Genomic DNA, 15,333 nt, shown 5'->3' with positions numbered 1-15,333 from the left:
TTCGACCACTGTCAGGGAGTTGGTGTTGGAGTTACCGTCTGAATTTGTTGAACAACAGGCTGAAAATCGACCTCGCACGGGTACCCAAACAGGCAATTGTCTTTGATGATTTTGGCGACACCCTCGGGCACCATCGCTTCCCACCCCTCTTCACCGGCTTTCACCATTTGCAAAACGCGATCGGTCGAAATGTGCAGATTTTCTTCGTTGTAATCCGTGATGTCTTCAATTTTGTCGTTTGCGATGAGGTATTGATACAGCGGTTGCAGATTGGGTGCCAGTTGAAAATCCTGACATTTGTAGATTACGTCGTCGGGCAGGAGCGTCGGATATACAAACAGCTTCACTTTTCGGCTGAACAGCGTCGCGAAAGATTCAAGAATACCACCCGGCAGGTTCTTGTAATGCTGTTCTTCAAAAATGTATTCCAGGTTCGGAATGCCCAGAATCAGGCCGATTTTCAGGCGCGTTAGCCGCGACAAATACGCCACCAGGCGGTAATATTCCAGAAAACTCGAAATCATCACGGTTTGCCCGAGCGAACACAGAATATCGACCCGGTCGAGAAAGTCCTTCTCGTCGATGCCGTGATCGACGTTGGCGGCCAGGTTGTGCAGCGTCAATTCGGCCACGGTCACCACCCGGCCTGGATCGATTTCCGGTTCTTCCAGAAACTGCTTCAAGCCGTTGCTGAGCATGTCGATGTGAACGTTCGTAACGGGGCGCAATCGTCCGCGCAGCAGCACGATATGGCGTTTGTACAACGCTTCCGAGGGTTGAAGCACTTTGCCGTCGGGCCCAAACAAAGCCGCATTCGTAAAACCGTTCCGCACCAGATACAGGCTCATCAGGCGGTTGTCGACGTTCGGAAAATCCGGGCCATCAAACCGGATCATATCAATTTCGATGCGCTCCGGCGACAGGTCGTCCATCAGCGACAGCAGCAGCGTTTCCGGCGATTTGTAATAATAATAACAACCGTAAATCAGGTTCACACCGATAATGCCCAGGGCCTGTTGCTGCAACACGTTTTCGTTGTCGAGCATCCGAACGTGGATAATTACGTCGTTATACGGTGCCTGGGGTTCCAGCTGAAACCGCAGGCCAATCCAGCCGTGTGACTCATTGGTTTTCTGGTAGTTAAGTGCTACGACGGTATTCGCAAATGCAAAAAACGTAGTCGTTTCGCCCCGTTGCTCGGCCAGCCTTTTTTCCATCAGGCTGTATTCCTTGCTGAGCATTTTGATCAGCCGCGATTCGACCACATACCGACCACTTTCTTCGTGGCCGTAAATAGCGTCGCTGAAGGTCATGTCGTAGGCCGACATGGTTTTGGCAATAGTTCCCGACGCTCCCCCAGCTTTAAAAAACATGGCCGCGGTTTCCTGGCCGGCCCCGATTTCGGCAAAAGAGCCGTAAATCCGCCGGTCGAGGTTTATACGCAGCCCTTTTTGTTTGGTTCCAATGGTTTTATCGTACATAGGTTGGCGAGTATACTGGTTCAGATGCGACGGGCCAGTTCACTTTTGGTTTAAATTTACACATATCATTCCGAATATCGCCTATCGAATGCCTACTTCTGCAACGCTATTTCGGCATCTTTTTGTTTACGGAACGCTGCTCAGTGCTTCAAAACACCCGATGGCGGAGTTTTTACGTCAAAATAGCAAACTCGTTGGACCCGGTTTTTTCCCCGGTCGATTGTACGATCTTGGCACGTACCCCGCTGCGGTTTATGATCCCGAAGCAGCCGGTTTTGTTCACGGCGAACTCTATTTTTTCCCGGAACCGGACCCCGACTATCAAACCCGGCTCCAAACGCTCGACGACTACGAAGGCGATGAATACGACCGGATTGTGGTGCCCATCCAGACCACCGACGGTTTTGTCCTTTGCTGGACGTATGTTTTCAATCAACCGACTGATTCCTGGCCCCGCATCTCTTCCGGGCGGTTTTTCGGATAAACCGGAAAACAAAAAACCGCCGGTAAAGGACGGTTTTTAAATAGCCCCTAAATCCCCTGAAGGGGACTTTGTGCTTCAGATGAAGTTGCGTCTAAGTCCCTTTCCGGGGATTTAGGGGTCAAATTCCAGAACCGTCAGAAATTCAACGGATTTCGATCAATGAACATGTTGCTGCCTCCCGCCCGGCGTTCCACCGACGAACCAATGGCGGGCAATTTCGGACCCTGATCCGCCGAAATACGCGCATTGCTGCCGGTAATCTGCGCCAGCGCCGTACTCAGATAGGCTTCTTCAATATCGCCCAGTTGCTTCACTTCCAGCGGTTCGCTTTTGGGTATCGTTGGCACAAAACCGGTCGAATAATCCGACTGATTCAGAGCGTTAAACGACTTGAACACAATCGGTTGCATACCCCATTTGAATTTTCCGGTATCATCCGAAATCGTAATCGAACCAACATTCTTGCCGTAGGTGGTTTCGCCGATTGTAATCACCGGCATAAACGGTTTTAAGCCGTTAATAATCAACTCACTGGCCGATGCGGTTCCGCCCGTCGTCAGCACATAAACCCGCGACAGATTGGCGCCGATGTTTTGCGACTTGGTCTGAAACCGGGTCGTCAGATCGTCGGTTTGGTTCTCCTTTTTGAGTTCCGCCATGACGTCTTTGTTGTATTCCATCCGGTAATACGTTTTGGTATTATCGACGCCTTTGGCGATCATACTTGCCAGTTTAACCGACGACGATACGTAACCGCCCGGGTTGTAGCGCAAATCAAGCACCAGTTCGTTTACACCCTGCGCCTTGAACTTGCTGAAAACCTGTTCCAGCTTCTGATCGTAAGTAGCCGCCGTGCTGCCATTCGGGCCGGGAATGAACTGGTTATAAACCAGATAACCGATTTTTTTGCTACCAACCGTGTAAATCGAATCCAGATAAACCGGGTTTTGCTGGAATACCTGAGCAGTAACCGTTTTCACAGCCTCGGTATCCACAATTTTACCGCTTTCCACTTTGGCTAACCCGTAGTTAAATGTAGTCGGGTCTTCGGCTAAAGACGCATAATTGCTGGTGGTCAGTTTCTGGCCGTTCACCGAGGCAATGATATCGCCCCGTTTCAAACCGGCTTTGGCTGCGGGCGAACCCGGCAGAACGTACAGAACCTTCATAATCACATCGGTCGAACCCGACGCCCGCAGATAGTATTTCACCTCCAGACCGGTTGTTTTTTCTTCCCCGCTCAACGACGATTTCAAATCGTCGGCGCTTTCCTGAATCCAGGAAAACCGGTCACGCTCCGTATTGGCTTTGTTATTGTAATCGTAAAGCAGCGAGTAAAAAAACGGACTGGGCGCCACAGTCGTATCCGGATTAGCCGGGATTTTATCGTTCCAGTAATAAACCGCCCGCATGTTTTCCAGAATCCAGCCATCGACCGTTTGGCTAGCCGTTGATGGATTGCTCGTGACAGGAGCCTGGGGTGTAATCGATGGATCTTTCGTACAGGATGCCAGCCAAAAACCAACGCCCACCGCCATTACCGAAGCACTTTGCCGTACATTCAAAGAAAGTTTCATTACTATTTTTTGTTGATGGTTTAGAGAACTCGTATGTCTAACGAACCGAGCTTACACTATATTTTAAACGTAAGAGGCCTCCTAATTGTTCTGTAAACCAGCGCCATTAATTGTATTTTAATTAGCCAAATTGACCATTTCTGACTTTCCAATGTAACATTATCAAGTATTCAACTACTTATTGTTACTATTTTCAACCGAACAGTATCTCCTGCCAATAGTGGGTTCCGCCAGTGCGAATTTCCGTCTACCGATAGGCATTTCAGACCTGTAAAACAAAACGTCCTACGGTTTTTGCAAGGGCGCTGGCCCGGGGCAAAAACCGTAGGACGTGGTACTTCAGAGATATGGTGGTGTTATTTTTTGGCGGAGTCCTTGCCCCAGCTCACCTTAAATTTTCCGTCGGTGATGGTAATTTCGCCACTGCCTTCGGTGCGCTTGGTGTTGTCGTGGTCGTGCGGTCCCGACTTGGTCAGCATGCCGCCCCCGGCCGCCGTGATGGCTTTGTCTTCCAGATTTTGCCGGAGCCCAAAACCGGAAATGGTGGCCAGCGCCCGTTTTTTATACGTCGTTTCTTTCAGTGTCGCTTCAAATGTTCCTTCGATGCTGTTGTCGGTTACGCTCGTAATGGTCACCGTGCCTTTCCACGACTCACCATCGCGGAAAGCGTGGCCAAGTCCTTTGGATTCTTCCGTATAATCGACCAGCGCCCAGATCACGTTGCCATTCGACGACTTATAACTCTTTTCCATTTCCCTGTCGTTTTCTGCAATCACCGGATACGTGCCCGGTTTGAGCTGATCGACATAGACGAAGCGAATCCAGGTTTGCACATCCGGACTCACGTTCATACCGGCAATGGCCAGGTATTTGACACCCGTAAACGGCAGATTTAGGCGTTGAGCTTTGGCCTGCCACTCTTTCCCGTTAATTTTGGCAGAAACCGTATTTTCCGGCGTTTGTCCGTACGTCAGTACGCTCCAGCCGAATGCAAGGATAAGGGAGAAAAATTTTTTCATAAGTAGGTGTATTAGTTGCTGTTATCAATAATTCAAACAAACATACGTGAAACGGTAACAAATTGACTTACCATTCACGAAAAGCCTTTTACAAAAATAACCGGACTAACCGGCCCCGGAAATTACAACCAGACTGTATTGCCATTTAATCGTGTTAAAACCGCCCATTTGCCGTATGAAACTGCTTTTGTTTGTCCTCTTCCCCACTCTCGTATTTGCCCAATGGCAACCCCAAACCAGCGGGACCGACGCCAATTTTCGAGCCGTCAGCGCGGTGAGCAAGAAGGTAGTCTGGGTGGGCGGCAGCAAGGGAACGTTCGTCCGGACGACCAATGGCGGCAAAACCTGGCAGGCTGGAACGGTGCCGGGCGCCGAAACCTGCGATTTTCGCGACGTTCAGGCATTCAGTGCCAAAGAAGCAATTCTGATGGCTGCCGGACCCGCCGAACAAGGTCAGGCCCGGATGTACCGAACCAGCAACGGCGGCAAAACCTGGCAATTGATCTACCAGACCGGTCAGGCCGGCGTATTTTTCGACTCGATGGATTTCTGGAGCCGCTGGGAAGGCATGGTTTTCGGCGATCCCGTCAACGGAACCTGGTTTGTGCTGACGACGACCAACGGCGGCAAAAACTGGAAACGGATTCCAGCCGATAAATTACCGCTTCTGCCAAAAGGCGAAGCCGCCTTTGCCGCCAGCGGAACCAGCCTGATTACGCGGGGTTACAAATGGAAAACCTACAATTACCAGCGCGCCTGGATTGCCTCGGGCGGAGCGGGTAAGGGGCGGCTGTATTCGGCACAGACCCCAACCTCGACCTGGGAAGTAACCGAAACGCCGATTCCGGCCGGGCCAACCGCCGGAATTTTCGGCCTGTGGTTCGATACGCAGGGCGAAAACGGCATGGCCGTTGGCGGAGATTACAAAAATGAAAAAGCCGTCTGGCAGAATGTGGCCGTCACCTCTGATCGGGGCAAAACCTGGACCGCCGGAGCGCCAACCGATCCGCCCGGATTGAAGGAAGCCGTTGGTCGTTTGTCGGGCAACCGGCTCATTGCCGTTGGCCCGTCCGGTACCTGTTACACCACCGATTTCGGAAAATCCTGGACCAAAATCGATGACTCAGCTTTTCATTCCATTGCGTGTGCGGGAGGGCAATGCTGGGCCGTCGGTGCCAAAGGGACCATCGCTATGATCGAAAACCTGAAGTAACATTTCTCCATTCCGAAATCCTTTTCCGGTTTTGTCCGATTTCTTCGATAGTATGCTTGCATAATACCTACTAAAAATAGTAGCTTTACAATCCATGGCCAAGAAAGAGCAAGCGCAATCGAGACTGAACATGAAAAAGGAAAAAACCGTCGATTACCACATCAAAACGGGTTGGCACGCCATTTCGCGGATGTACAATGCCTATGCCGCCCGTTACGATATGACGATGTCGATCGGCTATGTGCTGTTGAACATCGACATCGAACAGGGAACGCCCGCAACCAAAATCGGCCCGCTGCTGGGCATGGAACCGCGCAGCCTCGTCCGGATGCTGAAAAACCTCGAAGAACGCGGCTGGATTCGGCGGCTTATCGACGAAAACGACAAGCGGTTTGTCCGGATTCTGCTGACGGATTTGGGAAAAGAAAAACGCGAAATTGCCCGCGAAGGCGTCATTCAGTTCAATAACGCCATTCGCGAAAACATTCCGCTGGACAAACTGGTGGTTTTCTTCGAAGTCATGAAGGACATCAACCGGCTGGTGGATGATGAAAATACGAAATTGAAAGCGAACGGAATCGTCTTGAACTCGGATTACGCAGATTAAAGGATTAACCAGGATATGAAAAATTGCGGCAGCTAATCATAGTTAATCCTTTAATCTGCGTAATCCGAGTTCAGGACGGTTCAGAATCCCAATACCATGCAAACAACCCTTTCTAAACCACAATCGGAAGGCCGGGTTCCGGCCGCGAAAAACCGCAGCATTCGCCGGGTGGCCGTTTTGGGCTCCGGCATTATGGGCTCCCGCATTGCGGCCCACTTCGCCAACATTGGCGTCGAAGTATTGCTGCTCGACATCGCTCCCAATACCTTGACACCCGCCGAAGAAGCCAAAGGTCTGACGCTCGATAAACCCGCCGTTCGCAACCGGATTGTCGGCGACGCGTTTCAGAACCTTCTGAAAGCCAGCCCGGCGGCACTTTATAGCCCTAAATTTGCCCAGCGGATTACACTCGGCAATTTCGACGATAACCTGAAAGACATCGGTAAATACGATTGGGTGATCGAAGTGGTGGTGGAGCGGCTCGACATCAAAAAATCGCTGTACGAGCGCGTCGAGCAATACCGCAAACCGGGAACGCTGATTACGTCCAATACGTCCGGGATTCCGATGCACCTGCTCACCGAGGGTCGGAGTGAGGATTTCCGGCGGAATTTCTGCGGAACTCACTTTTTCAATCCACCCCGCTATCTGCGGCTGCTCGAAATCATTCCCGGACCCGAGACCGACCCGACGATCATCGATTTTCTGATGAAATACGGCGATCTGTATCTGGGGAAAACGACGGTTTTGTGCAAAGACACGCCCGCATTCATCGCCAACCGACTGGGAATATACGCCATGATTCAAACCATTCGCGTGGCGGAAGAAATGGGTTTGACAGTGGAGGAAGTCGACAAACTGACGGGGCCGGTGGTAGGCCGCCCGAAATCGGGGACCTTTCGGCTGTCGGATGTCGTCGGGCTGGATACGACCGCCAATGTCGCCAATAATCTGCTGAACGTGCTGACTACCGACGAATCGAAGGATACGTTCCAGTTGCCGCCCGTCATGCAGAAATTGATGGAAAACCGGTGGCTGGGCGACAAAACCGGTCAGGGGTTTTACAAAAAGATCAAGGACGAAAAAGGTCAGTCGGTGATTCTGGCGCTCGACCCGAAAACGTTCGAATATAAGCCTTCTGAGAAGGTAAAGTTCGCAACGCTGGAAAGCACCAAAAGCATCAGCGACCTCAAAAAGCGGTTTTCGGTTTTGCTGGCTGGTCAGGACAAAGCCGGGGAATTTTACCGCAAAACCTTCGCCGATCTGTTCCGGTACGCCAGTCTCCGCATTCCCGAAATCGCGGATGAATTGTACCGCATCGATGCCGCCATCACCGCCGGTTTTGGCTGGCAACTGGGGCTTTTCGAAACCTGGGATGCCATCGGCGTGCACAAAGGAATCGAGCTGATCGAGTCGCAGGGACCCAAACCGGCGCAGTGGGTGTATGACATGCTCGATGCCGGTTTTGAAAGTTTCTACAAAATAGAGGGTGGCGTTCGAAAATACTACGACATTCCGACGAAGAGTTATCAGGCTATTCCGGGAACGGAGCAATTTATTCTGCTGGAAAGCTTGTCCAACAATATCGTCTGGAAAAATGCCGGATCGGCCATTTATGATCTGGGCGACGGTATTCTAAATCTGGAATTCCGCAGCAAAATGAACACGATGGGTGCCGAGGTGATTGAAGGCATGCACAAAGCCATCAGTCTGGCGGAGAAGGATTTTCGTGGTTTGGTGATCGGCAATGAATCGTCGGAAGCGTATACGGCGGGGGCCAACCTGGCGACGCTGTTCATGTTCGCTATCGAGCAGGAGTTCGATGAAATCAACCTCATGATTGCCCAATTTCAGCAGACGATGATGCGGGCGCGGTATTCGTCGATTCCGGTGGTGGGCGCTCCGCATTCGCTGGCACTCGGCGGAGGTTGCGAGTTGAATCTGCATGTCGACCGCGTGGTGGCGCACTCCGAGTTGTACATGGGTCTGGTGGAAGTCGGCGTCGGCCTGATTCCGGCGGGGGGCGGCACCAAGGAAATGGCCGCGCGCGCCAGCGATCTCTACCAAACCGGCGACCCCGAACTGAACATTCTGCAAAGCATTTTCATGAACATTGCGACGGCGAAGGTTTCGACCTCGGCGCAGGAAGCCCGCGAAATGAATTACCTGTTGCCATCGGCGCAGGTTGTGCTGAACCGAAACCGCCTGATTGCGGAAGCGAAGCAGGTTGCCATCGAACTGGCCGAAAACGGCTACACGCAACCCAAACCGCGCAAAGACATCAAGGTACAAGGCAAAACCGGTATTGCGCTGTTCAAAGCCGGAATTACGGCCATGCGGATGGGTCGCTATATTTCCGACCACGATCAGAAAATCGCCGAAAAGCTGGCATACGTCATTTGCGGGGGCGATTTGAGTTCACCGCAAACCGTCAGCGAAGACTATCTGATCGATCTGGAACGCGAAGCTTTTCTGTCTTTGACTGGTGAGAAGAAAACGCTGGAACGGATTCAGGGGTTATTGAACGGGGGAAAACCGCCGAGGAATTAGTCTATAGGCCAAAAAAGCGATCATAACTATAAAACCTAAATTCGACCGCACGGCTTTTCACGTGAATGAACGGAGCGATACTACATTGATTATTAGAGGGAAACAGCAGAAGAAAGTCTTCAAAATTTCTTGAAATTAAATAGCATTGCTTTCCGTTTCGATATCAATAGTCTCCCAAACTTAGGCAAAAGGCATTTTAACCAGAAAATATGTTTGAACTATGAATGCCATACGGATTCGAACAGAACTGACTCAAAACTATGAACTGCTTTTGCGTAATCTACCCTTAAAAAAGGGGAAAAAAGTAGAAGTTATCATTTTAGAGGACGAGTTTGAAGATACGTCTGCTAACCAAAACCGCTTTCCACTTCGGGGAAAACCGCTCCGTTATGATGACCCTTTTGGATCCGCAACTGAAACATCTGACTGGGAGGCTGCCCAATGATTCTATTAGATACTCATATCTGGATTTGGTGGGTTCAAACTCCTGAGCGGTTAAAACCGACAACGCTAGAGTACTTAGACAATTTATCGCCTTCGGATATTTTCATAAATGTTATCTCTTGCTGGGAATTCGCCAAGCTAGTGGAAAAGAATAAAATAGCTTTATCAGAATCTGTCTCAGACTGGTTTACAGTTTCTATTGATCGATCTGGTATTGGAGTTATTTCGTTGGAACGTTCCATTATTACAGATGCCTGTAATTTACCCGGTGAATTCCATAGTGATCCTGCTGATCAACTTATTGTCGCGACGTCAAGGATTAAAAATTTACCTCTTTTAACAGCTGACCGGAAGATTTTAAACTATCCTTTTGTTCAGTTATATAAAGAGTAACATTTCATTCATAACTACAGAACCTGAAACCGAAATGGACGCATACATCGTAGCCGGATATAGAACCGCCGTCGGGAAAGCTCCCCGGGGTGGATTGCGACTCACCCGACCGGACGACCTGGCGGCTGAAGTCATTAAACATTTGCTGGCGCAGGTGCCGAACTTTGACCCGACCCGTGTCGAGGATCTCATTGTCGGCAATGCCGTACCGGAAGCCGAACAGGGCATGCAGATTGCCCGCTATATCGCCCTGCTGTCGCTGCCTAAAAGCGTGCCAGGGATGACGATCAACCGGTATTGCGGTTCGGGGCTCGAAGCCATCGCCATTGCCTCGGCCAAAATCCACGCTGGTCTGGCCGACTGCATCATTGCGGGCGGTACGGAATCGATGTCGCTGGTGCCGGTGATGGGCTGGAAAACCGCCCTGAACTTTGAAATCGCGCAGAAGCACCCCGATTATTACATCGGCATGGGCCTGACCGCTGAGCAGGTGGCCGAGCAGTTCAACATCAGCCGGGAAGCGCAGGATCAGTTTGCCTACGAATCGCACCAGAAAGCGCTCGCAGCCCAGGCGGCCGGGAAGTTCGACAACGAAATTGTCCCGGTTTCGGTAAAAGAAACCTATTTCGATGCCGATTCAGGCAAAAAGAAAACCCGCGAGTGGACGGTTGGCAAGGACGAAGGCCCACGCGCGGATACCAGTTTCGAAGCCCTGAACAAACTCAAGCCGGTTTTTGCCGCGGGTGGATCGGTGACGGCGGGCAATTCGTCGCAAACCTCCGACGGAGCCGCGTTTGTCATCGTTATGTCGGAAAAGCTCGTCAACGAACTGGGCCTGAAACCGAAAGCGCGAATGATGTCGTACGCAGCTGCCGGAGTTGAACCGCGCATCATGGGCATCGGCCCGGTCAATGCCATACCGCTGGCCCTGACGAAAGCCGGTTTGAAACAGGACGATATCGACCAGATCGAGCTGAATGAAGCATTTGCGGCCCAATCGCTGGCGGTTATTCAGGAATTGGGGCTGGATCGCAGCAAGATCAATCCGAACGGTGGCGCAATCGCACTCGGTCATGCGCTCGGCTCAACCGGCGCCCGGTTATCGGTGCAACTGCTGAACGAAATGGAACGGCAGAATCAGAAATACGGCATGGTTTCGGCCTGCGTTGGCGGTGGCCAGGGTGTTGCCGGGATTTTCGAGCGGCTTTAATTACTAGTATTAAATGCTTTTACTGAAGGGAGTCCACGGGTTCCCTTTATTTTTTGTGGATCACCAGCCGGGCGCCAACCACCGCCGTCAGATCCGGCAAATTATTCCATTGCCGAACCTGCTCCGGTTTTACTTTGTACCGCAGACCAATCCGGTACATATTTTCACCGGCTTGCACAACATGAATAAGCTCGTCGCCCGAACCGGCCGCTGGTAGCGCAGTTGGTGTAGCAACCGCCGGATTAGTAACTACGGGTTTGGAAGCAGGTGTCGTGACCGGTTTTGCTATGGCTGGTTTTGCCAGACTGGGCTTGGCGACAGGCGGAACCAGGCCCTTTTTGGTTGGCGATTTTGACTGGTCAACCAACAATGCCTGACCCGGCCGCAGCGGTTTCTGGGCCGATAAATTATTCCAGACATATAATTGCTGAACCGTCACATTGTATTTCCGGGCCACTGTCGCATACGTATCGGTTTTTTCGGCAATGTGCATAATCAGCGGGCCGCTCACTTCGTCCGGTTCGTCTTCGGCCGGTTTTGCCGGAACAACCTTTTCAGTCTGACTCACGGGTTGAATCATTTTCGCGGCACTGGATCGGAGAAGCGGCATTTGAGGTTCGTTCAGCATTGCAATCATGCTATCCAGAGCTGCCAAAGTGCTTCGCGCCGGAACCGTAGCCGGTGCTTTTTCGACCACGATTCGTTCCGCCGGATTTCCCAAGTTCGGATCAAGCGGTTTTGTTCCCGCAGAATCTGGTTTGAAAGCCGCCAGGACCGGATCTGATTTCGTCGTGGGATCGGCTGGACCCGGTTTTGCCGGCCCCCGGTAATACTCTACCGGCATATTGGCCGGTCGTTTTTTCTGAAGCCACAAAATCCGGCTCACGGCGGGCTGCTGTTCCGGGTTTACATCGTTGTATTCAATCAGTTTTTCGAGCAGAATCCCGTACTGCTGCGCAATCGCCCACAACGACTGGCCGCGTCTGACGATATGAAACGGCACATTAGCCCGTTTGCTTTTCTTTTGCAGGTAATAAATTTCACCCGCGACAATCGGGCGATCGCTGCGCAAATCGTTGTATTTCTGAAACTTACCAACTTTCAATTTGCCCTGATAAGCCAGCGTGATCCGGCTATCGAACAACTGCGCCTGAATGCCTTTTTTGCCGTTGATCTGATAAAATACCCCGCCCCGATCGCCCGGTTCGGCCGTACTTTTCTGCAACAGCGGAAAACCGGCATCCTGCAAAACCGCCTGATTTTCTTCCGATAAACTGGTTTGGTGTTTCAATTCCGCGTAGTGTTCCAGCGTGGTCGGCACATAAACCGTATAATCTTCATAATCGGGAACGCGGGGAACTTTCAACCAGGTATTGTACTGCTCAACAACGGTTTCACTGACTTGGCACTGAGTTGCTATCTGTTGCAGGCTTTTCCCCCTTGATTCTTCATACGGAAACAGAACCATCTGTTTTTGAGGATGATAAACCGAAAGCGAACGTTCCAGAACAATTTTAGAAGCCAGCAACCGGATCAAAAAAAGATCACGCGTGTCGTTCAGCGCGTAGATTTTCGGATCGACGGGTTCCTGCGACCACAGACGGGTGGTATCGGCCCGCAGCAACCGATCGTACCGGTGGACAACCGAAACCCAGTTGGGCTTTCGGTCATGAAGTTGTTTCAAGCGGAGAACGACGGCCAGCGTCGAGCGAATGGGATGCCGACGCTCGTCCACAAAAACATCGGTTTTGAGCTCGTTCAGGCTGGTTTTGTTCAACGCCCAGAATTCAGTCGTGGCCTCATCTGAACCCGAAATCGGATCGAAAAGCGCCAGAAACAGGAAATCGTCGGATAAGGAATGTTGCGCCAGTACCGGTTTGATGATCGGAAAGTAGAAATTCATTCGTTCCAGTCGGGACGTCACCAAAGCCCGGTTCACATACAGCAATTCGGCTTCCTGCTGCACCAGGTGCTGCGTTGCGGGGGTTAGAAGAATCGTTACACCGGCAAATTCCAGCCGGTTGCCAATCCGGGGAACGCCCTGCGCCCGGGCCATTCCACCCTGAAGCAAAGCAGCCAGACTCAATCCAAACAGCCATCTAACCAGCACCGGATTCCGTAATTGCCCGAACACCGCTTGTTTGAATTTACTTTCCTTTTTCATAACTACAAATCATATCGCAGACGAAAGATATACTAAAATAATATATGTACAACCAACAAAAAAATTAATTTATACCTTATAGATACCGGATTACGGAAACCGGTTAATTAAAGCAACTATCCCGGCTTTCGTAATCCGTTTAATCGGATAAAGAAATGCTATTCTACAATTTTTCGTATGCTTGCATACTATTTTTACTTTTTCTACATTTGTATTCTAAAGGTGTGTTCGCATGCCTCTCCTACAACCTATCGACCTATACGTCATGATTGCCACAGACCATAAAGCATCGATTAAAGGCGGAGAGTTTCTGATCAAGGAAACCGATGCGTCGCAGGTATTTATTCCGGAGGAGTTTTCGGAAGAACAACAGATGATTGCCGCGACGTGCCGCGAGTTTCTGGAGCGCGAAATCTGGCCCCGGCTGGACGAAATCGACCAGGCCAAATCACCGGAACTGATTGCGTCGCTGATGGATAAAGCCGGTGAACTGGGTTTGCTCGGCACTTCAGTACCGGAAGAATACGGCGGTTTTGGGATGAGTTTCAACACCTCAATGCTGGTAACGGAAGTAACCGGCGCCGGGCATTCGTTCTCGGTGGCGCTTTCGGCCCATACCGGAATCGGAACGCTGCCGATTGTTTATTACGGCAATGAGGAGCAAAAGGCCAAATACCTGCCCAAACTGGCTACCGGCGAGTGGAAAGCCGCTTATTGCCTGACCGAACCGGATTCGGGCTCGGATGCTAATTCGGGTAAGACAAAAGCGAAATTGTCGGAAGATGGCAAGCATTACGTCATCAATGGCCAGAAAATGTGGATTACGAACGGCGGTTTTGCCGATCTGTATATTGTTTTTGCTAAAATTGACGACGGTTCCGGGCAGGTCGATAAAAATCTGAGTGCATTTCTGGTTGAAAAGAGTTTCGGCGGAATTACGATGAACGAGCCGGAACACAAAATGGGGATTAAAGGCTCCGACACGCGCCAGATTTTCTTCAACGATTGTCAGGTTCCGGTCGAAAATCTGCTTTCGACGCGGGGCAATGGTTTCAAAATCGCCGTCAACATTCTCAATGTTGGCCGGATTAAACTGGGCGTTGCCGCCGTTGGCGGGGCCAAAGAAGTGATCAACAACGCCATTCGGTACGCGAACGAACGCAAACAGTTTGGCACGCTGATTTCCAGTTTTGGGGCTATCAAGCACAAACTCGCCGAAATGGCCGTCAAAGTGTATGCCTGCGAAACCGCCTGTTACCGCGCCGGGCAAAACATCGACGATCTGATCGAAAGCCTGAAAGCCAGCGGCACGAGCGATGCCGACGCCAAACTGAAAGCACTGGAGCAGTTCGCCATCGAATGCGCCATGATGAAAGTTCACGGTTCGGAAGTGCTGAATTACGTCGTCGACGAGGGTGTTCAGGTTTACGGCGGCATGGGCTATTCGGCCGACGCGCCGATGGACCGCGCCTACCGCGACGCCCGCATCAACCGGATTTTCGAAGGCACGAACGAGATTAACCGGATGCTGACGGTTGATATGATTCTGAAACGCACGATGAAGGGCGAGCTCGATCTGATGGGCCCGGCAATGGCGGTTTCCAAAGAAATTATGTCGATTCCCGATTTCAGCACCGAAGAGGAGGAAGTGCTGTTCGCAGCTGAGAAAAAAGTGTTGCGTAACCTCAAAAAAGCCATTCTGATGGTGGCTGGTGCCGCCGTTCAGAAACTGATGATGAAACTGTCGGACGAGCAGGAAATTCTGATGAATCTGGCCGATATGATGATCGAAGTTTACGTTGCGGAGTCGGTGTTGCTGCGGGTTGAGAAACAAATCGCCAGCAAGGGTGAATCGGCCATGACGTTGCAAAAAGACCTGGCGCTGGTGTATTTACACGAAGCCGTCGAGAAAATCAACAACGCGGGCCGGTCGGCCATCCTGTCGTTTGCCGAGAGTGACGAAATGCGCGTGATGCTGATGGGTCTGAAACGTTTTACGAAAATTGACCCCCTGAATCTGAAAGACACCCGCCGTCGGATTGCCGACGCGATGATTGCGGAGAACAAATATATTTTTTAAGAAATGCAGGCCGACCGGTTTCTGAAAACCGGTCGGCCGAACGATTAACTTCTAAACTAAAAACCAAAACTGTATAAGCCGACTGCGATTCGCGGTCGGCTTTATTGTTTG

Annotated in this window: 12 protein-coding genes; 8 read left to right on the top strand and 4 right to left on the bottom strand. The window is 51.1% G+C overall.

Features of this window, described 5'->3' with window-relative positions; translation table 11 throughout:
• Window positions 1-11: 11 nt before the first annotated feature.
• Entirely contained in the window at window positions 12-1,481 is a 1,470-nt protein-coding gene (locus tag GJJ30_RS07830) for a TonB-dependent receptor (RefSeq protein WP_154174601.1), read from the bottom strand.
• 88 nt (window positions 1,482-1,569) lie between these two features.
• Between GJJ30_RS07830 and GJJ30_RS07825 the strand changes: the two genes are divergently transcribed.
• A complete protein-coding gene (locus GJJ30_RS07825; RefSeq protein ID WP_170299148.1) occupies window positions 1,570-1,965 on the top strand; it encodes a gamma-glutamylcyclotransferase family protein in 396 nt (131 codons plus the stop codon).
• Between the two features lie 134 nt (window positions 1,966-2,099).
• Here the strand turns inward: GJJ30_RS07825 and GJJ30_RS07820 are convergent, their stop codons facing one another.
• Window positions 2,100-3,542 (bottom strand): S41 family peptidase, encoded by a 1,443-nt coding sequence (locus tag GJJ30_RS07820; RefSeq protein ID WP_154174599.1) that lies wholly within the window; start codon window positions 3,540-3,542, stop codon window positions 2,100-2,102.
• A gap of 356 nt (window positions 3,543-3,898) precedes the next feature.
• Entirely contained in the window at window positions 3,899-4,561 is a 663-nt protein-coding gene (locus tag GJJ30_RS07815; RefSeq protein WP_154174598.1) for a hypothetical protein, read from the bottom strand.
• A 175-nt stretch (window positions 4,562-4,736) separates the two neighbouring features.
• Between GJJ30_RS07815 and GJJ30_RS07810 the strand changes: the two genes are divergently transcribed.
• From GJJ30_RS07810 to GJJ30_RS07790, 6 genes are all read left to right on the top strand, one after another.
• On the top strand, window positions 4,737-5,774 hold the full coding sequence (locus GJJ30_RS07810; RefSeq protein ID WP_154174597.1) for a YCF48-related protein: 1,038 nt from the start codon (window positions 4,737-4,739) through the stop codon (window positions 5,772-5,774).
• 130 nt (window positions 5,775-5,904) lie between these two features.
• A complete protein-coding gene (locus tag GJJ30_RS07805; RefSeq protein ID WP_154174596.1) occupies window positions 5,905-6,381 on the top strand; it encodes a MarR family winged helix-turn-helix transcriptional regulator in 477 nt (158 codons plus the stop codon).
• 96 nt (window positions 6,382-6,477) lie between these two features.
• Window positions 6,478-8,931 (top strand): 3-hydroxyacyl-CoA dehydrogenase/enoyl-CoA hydratase family protein, encoded by a 2,454-nt coding sequence (locus tag GJJ30_RS07800; RefSeq protein ID WP_154174595.1) that lies wholly within the window; start codon window positions 6,478-6,480, stop codon window positions 8,929-8,931.
• A gap of 220 nt (window positions 8,932-9,151) precedes the next feature.
• A complete protein-coding gene (locus GJJ30_RS32015) occupies window positions 9,152-9,376 on the top strand; it encodes a hypothetical protein (protein WP_170299147.1) in 225 nt (74 codons plus the stop codon).
• Window positions 9,373-9,768 (top strand): type II toxin-antitoxin system VapC family toxin, encoded by a 396-nt coding sequence (locus GJJ30_RS07795; RefSeq protein ID WP_154174594.1) that lies wholly within the window; start codon window positions 9,373-9,375, stop codon window positions 9,766-9,768. Before GJJ30_RS32015 ends, GJJ30_RS07795 begins: the two co-directional genes overlap by 4 nt.
• A 34-nt stretch (window positions 9,769-9,802) precedes the next feature.
• Window positions 9,803-10,978 carry an acetyl-CoA C-acyltransferase gene (locus GJJ30_RS07790; RefSeq protein WP_154174593.1) on the top strand — a complete coding sequence of 392 codons (1,176 nt, stop codon included), beginning with the start codon at window positions 9,803-9,805 and terminating at the stop codon, window positions 10,976-10,978.
• Window positions 10,979-11,024: 46 nt separating this feature from the next.
• On the opposite strand, the gene GJJ30_RS07785 is transcribed toward GJJ30_RS07790, so the two are convergent.
• Complete coding sequence (locus tag GJJ30_RS07785; protein ID WP_154174592.1) at window positions 11,025-13,142, bottom strand: LysM peptidoglycan-binding domain-containing protein; 2,118 nt, start codon at window positions 13,140-13,142, stop codon at window positions 11,025-11,027.
• Window positions 13,143-13,407: 265 nt separating this feature from the next.
• On the opposite strand from GJJ30_RS07785, the gene GJJ30_RS07780 reads away from it, so the two are divergent.
• Window positions 13,408-15,222: an acyl-CoA dehydrogenase FadE gene (locus GJJ30_RS07780; protein WP_154174591.1), complete on the top strand. Its 1,815-nt coding sequence runs from the start codon at window positions 13,408-13,410 to the stop codon at window positions 15,220-15,222.
• Window positions 15,223-15,333: the final 111 nt, after the last annotated feature.

It is taken from the genome of Larkinella terrae (assembly GCF_009668025.1).
Lineage (GTDB): Bacteria > Bacteroidota > Bacteroidia > Cytophagales > Spirosomataceae > Larkinella > Larkinella terrae.
The sequence above is the reverse complement of the archived record's forward strand: the minus strand, read 5'-3'. Positions and strand labels throughout refer to the sequence as shown.

Coding starts and splice junctions, on each gene's coding strand:
- GJJ30_RS07830 (WP_154174601.1), bottom strand. CDS start 1,481: ATGTACGATAAAACCATTGGAACCAAACAAAAAGGGCTGCGTATAAAC.
- GJJ30_RS07825 (WP_170299148.1), top strand. CDS start 1,570: ATGCCTACTTCTGCAACGCTATTTCGGCATCTTTTTGTTTACGGAACG.
- GJJ30_RS07820 (WP_154174599.1), bottom strand. CDS start 3,542: ATGAAACTTTCTTTGAATGTACGGCAAAGTGCTTCGGTAATGGCGGTG.
- GJJ30_RS07815 (WP_154174598.1), bottom strand. CDS start 4,561: ATGAAAAAATTTTTCTCCCTTATCCTTGCATTCGGCTGGAGCGTACTG.
- GJJ30_RS07810 (WP_154174597.1), top strand. CDS start 4,737: ATGAAACTGCTTTTGTTTGTCCTCTTCCCCACTCTCGTATTTGCCCAA.
- GJJ30_RS07805 (WP_154174596.1), top strand. CDS start 5,905: ATGAAAAAGGAAAAAACCGTCGATTACCACATCAAAACGGGTTGGCAC.
- GJJ30_RS07800 (WP_154174595.1), top strand. CDS start 6,478: ATGCAAACAACCCTTTCTAAACCACAATCGGAAGGCCGGGTTCCGGCC.
- GJJ30_RS32015 (WP_170299147.1), top strand. CDS start 9,152: ATGAATGCCATACGGATTCGAACAGAACTGACTCAAAACTATGAACTG.
- GJJ30_RS07795 (WP_154174594.1), top strand. CDS start 9,373: ATGATTCTATTAGATACTCATATCTGGATTTGGTGGGTTCAAACTCCT.
- GJJ30_RS07790 (WP_154174593.1), top strand. CDS start 9,803: ATGGACGCATACATCGTAGCCGGATATAGAACCGCCGTCGGGAAAGCT.
- GJJ30_RS07785 (WP_154174592.1), bottom strand. CDS start 13,142: ATGAAAAAGGAAAGTAAATTCAAACAAGCGGTGTTCGGGCAATTACGG.
- GJJ30_RS07780 (WP_154174591.1), top strand. CDS start 13,408: ATGATTGCCACAGACCATAAAGCATCGATTAAAGGCGGAGAGTTTCTG.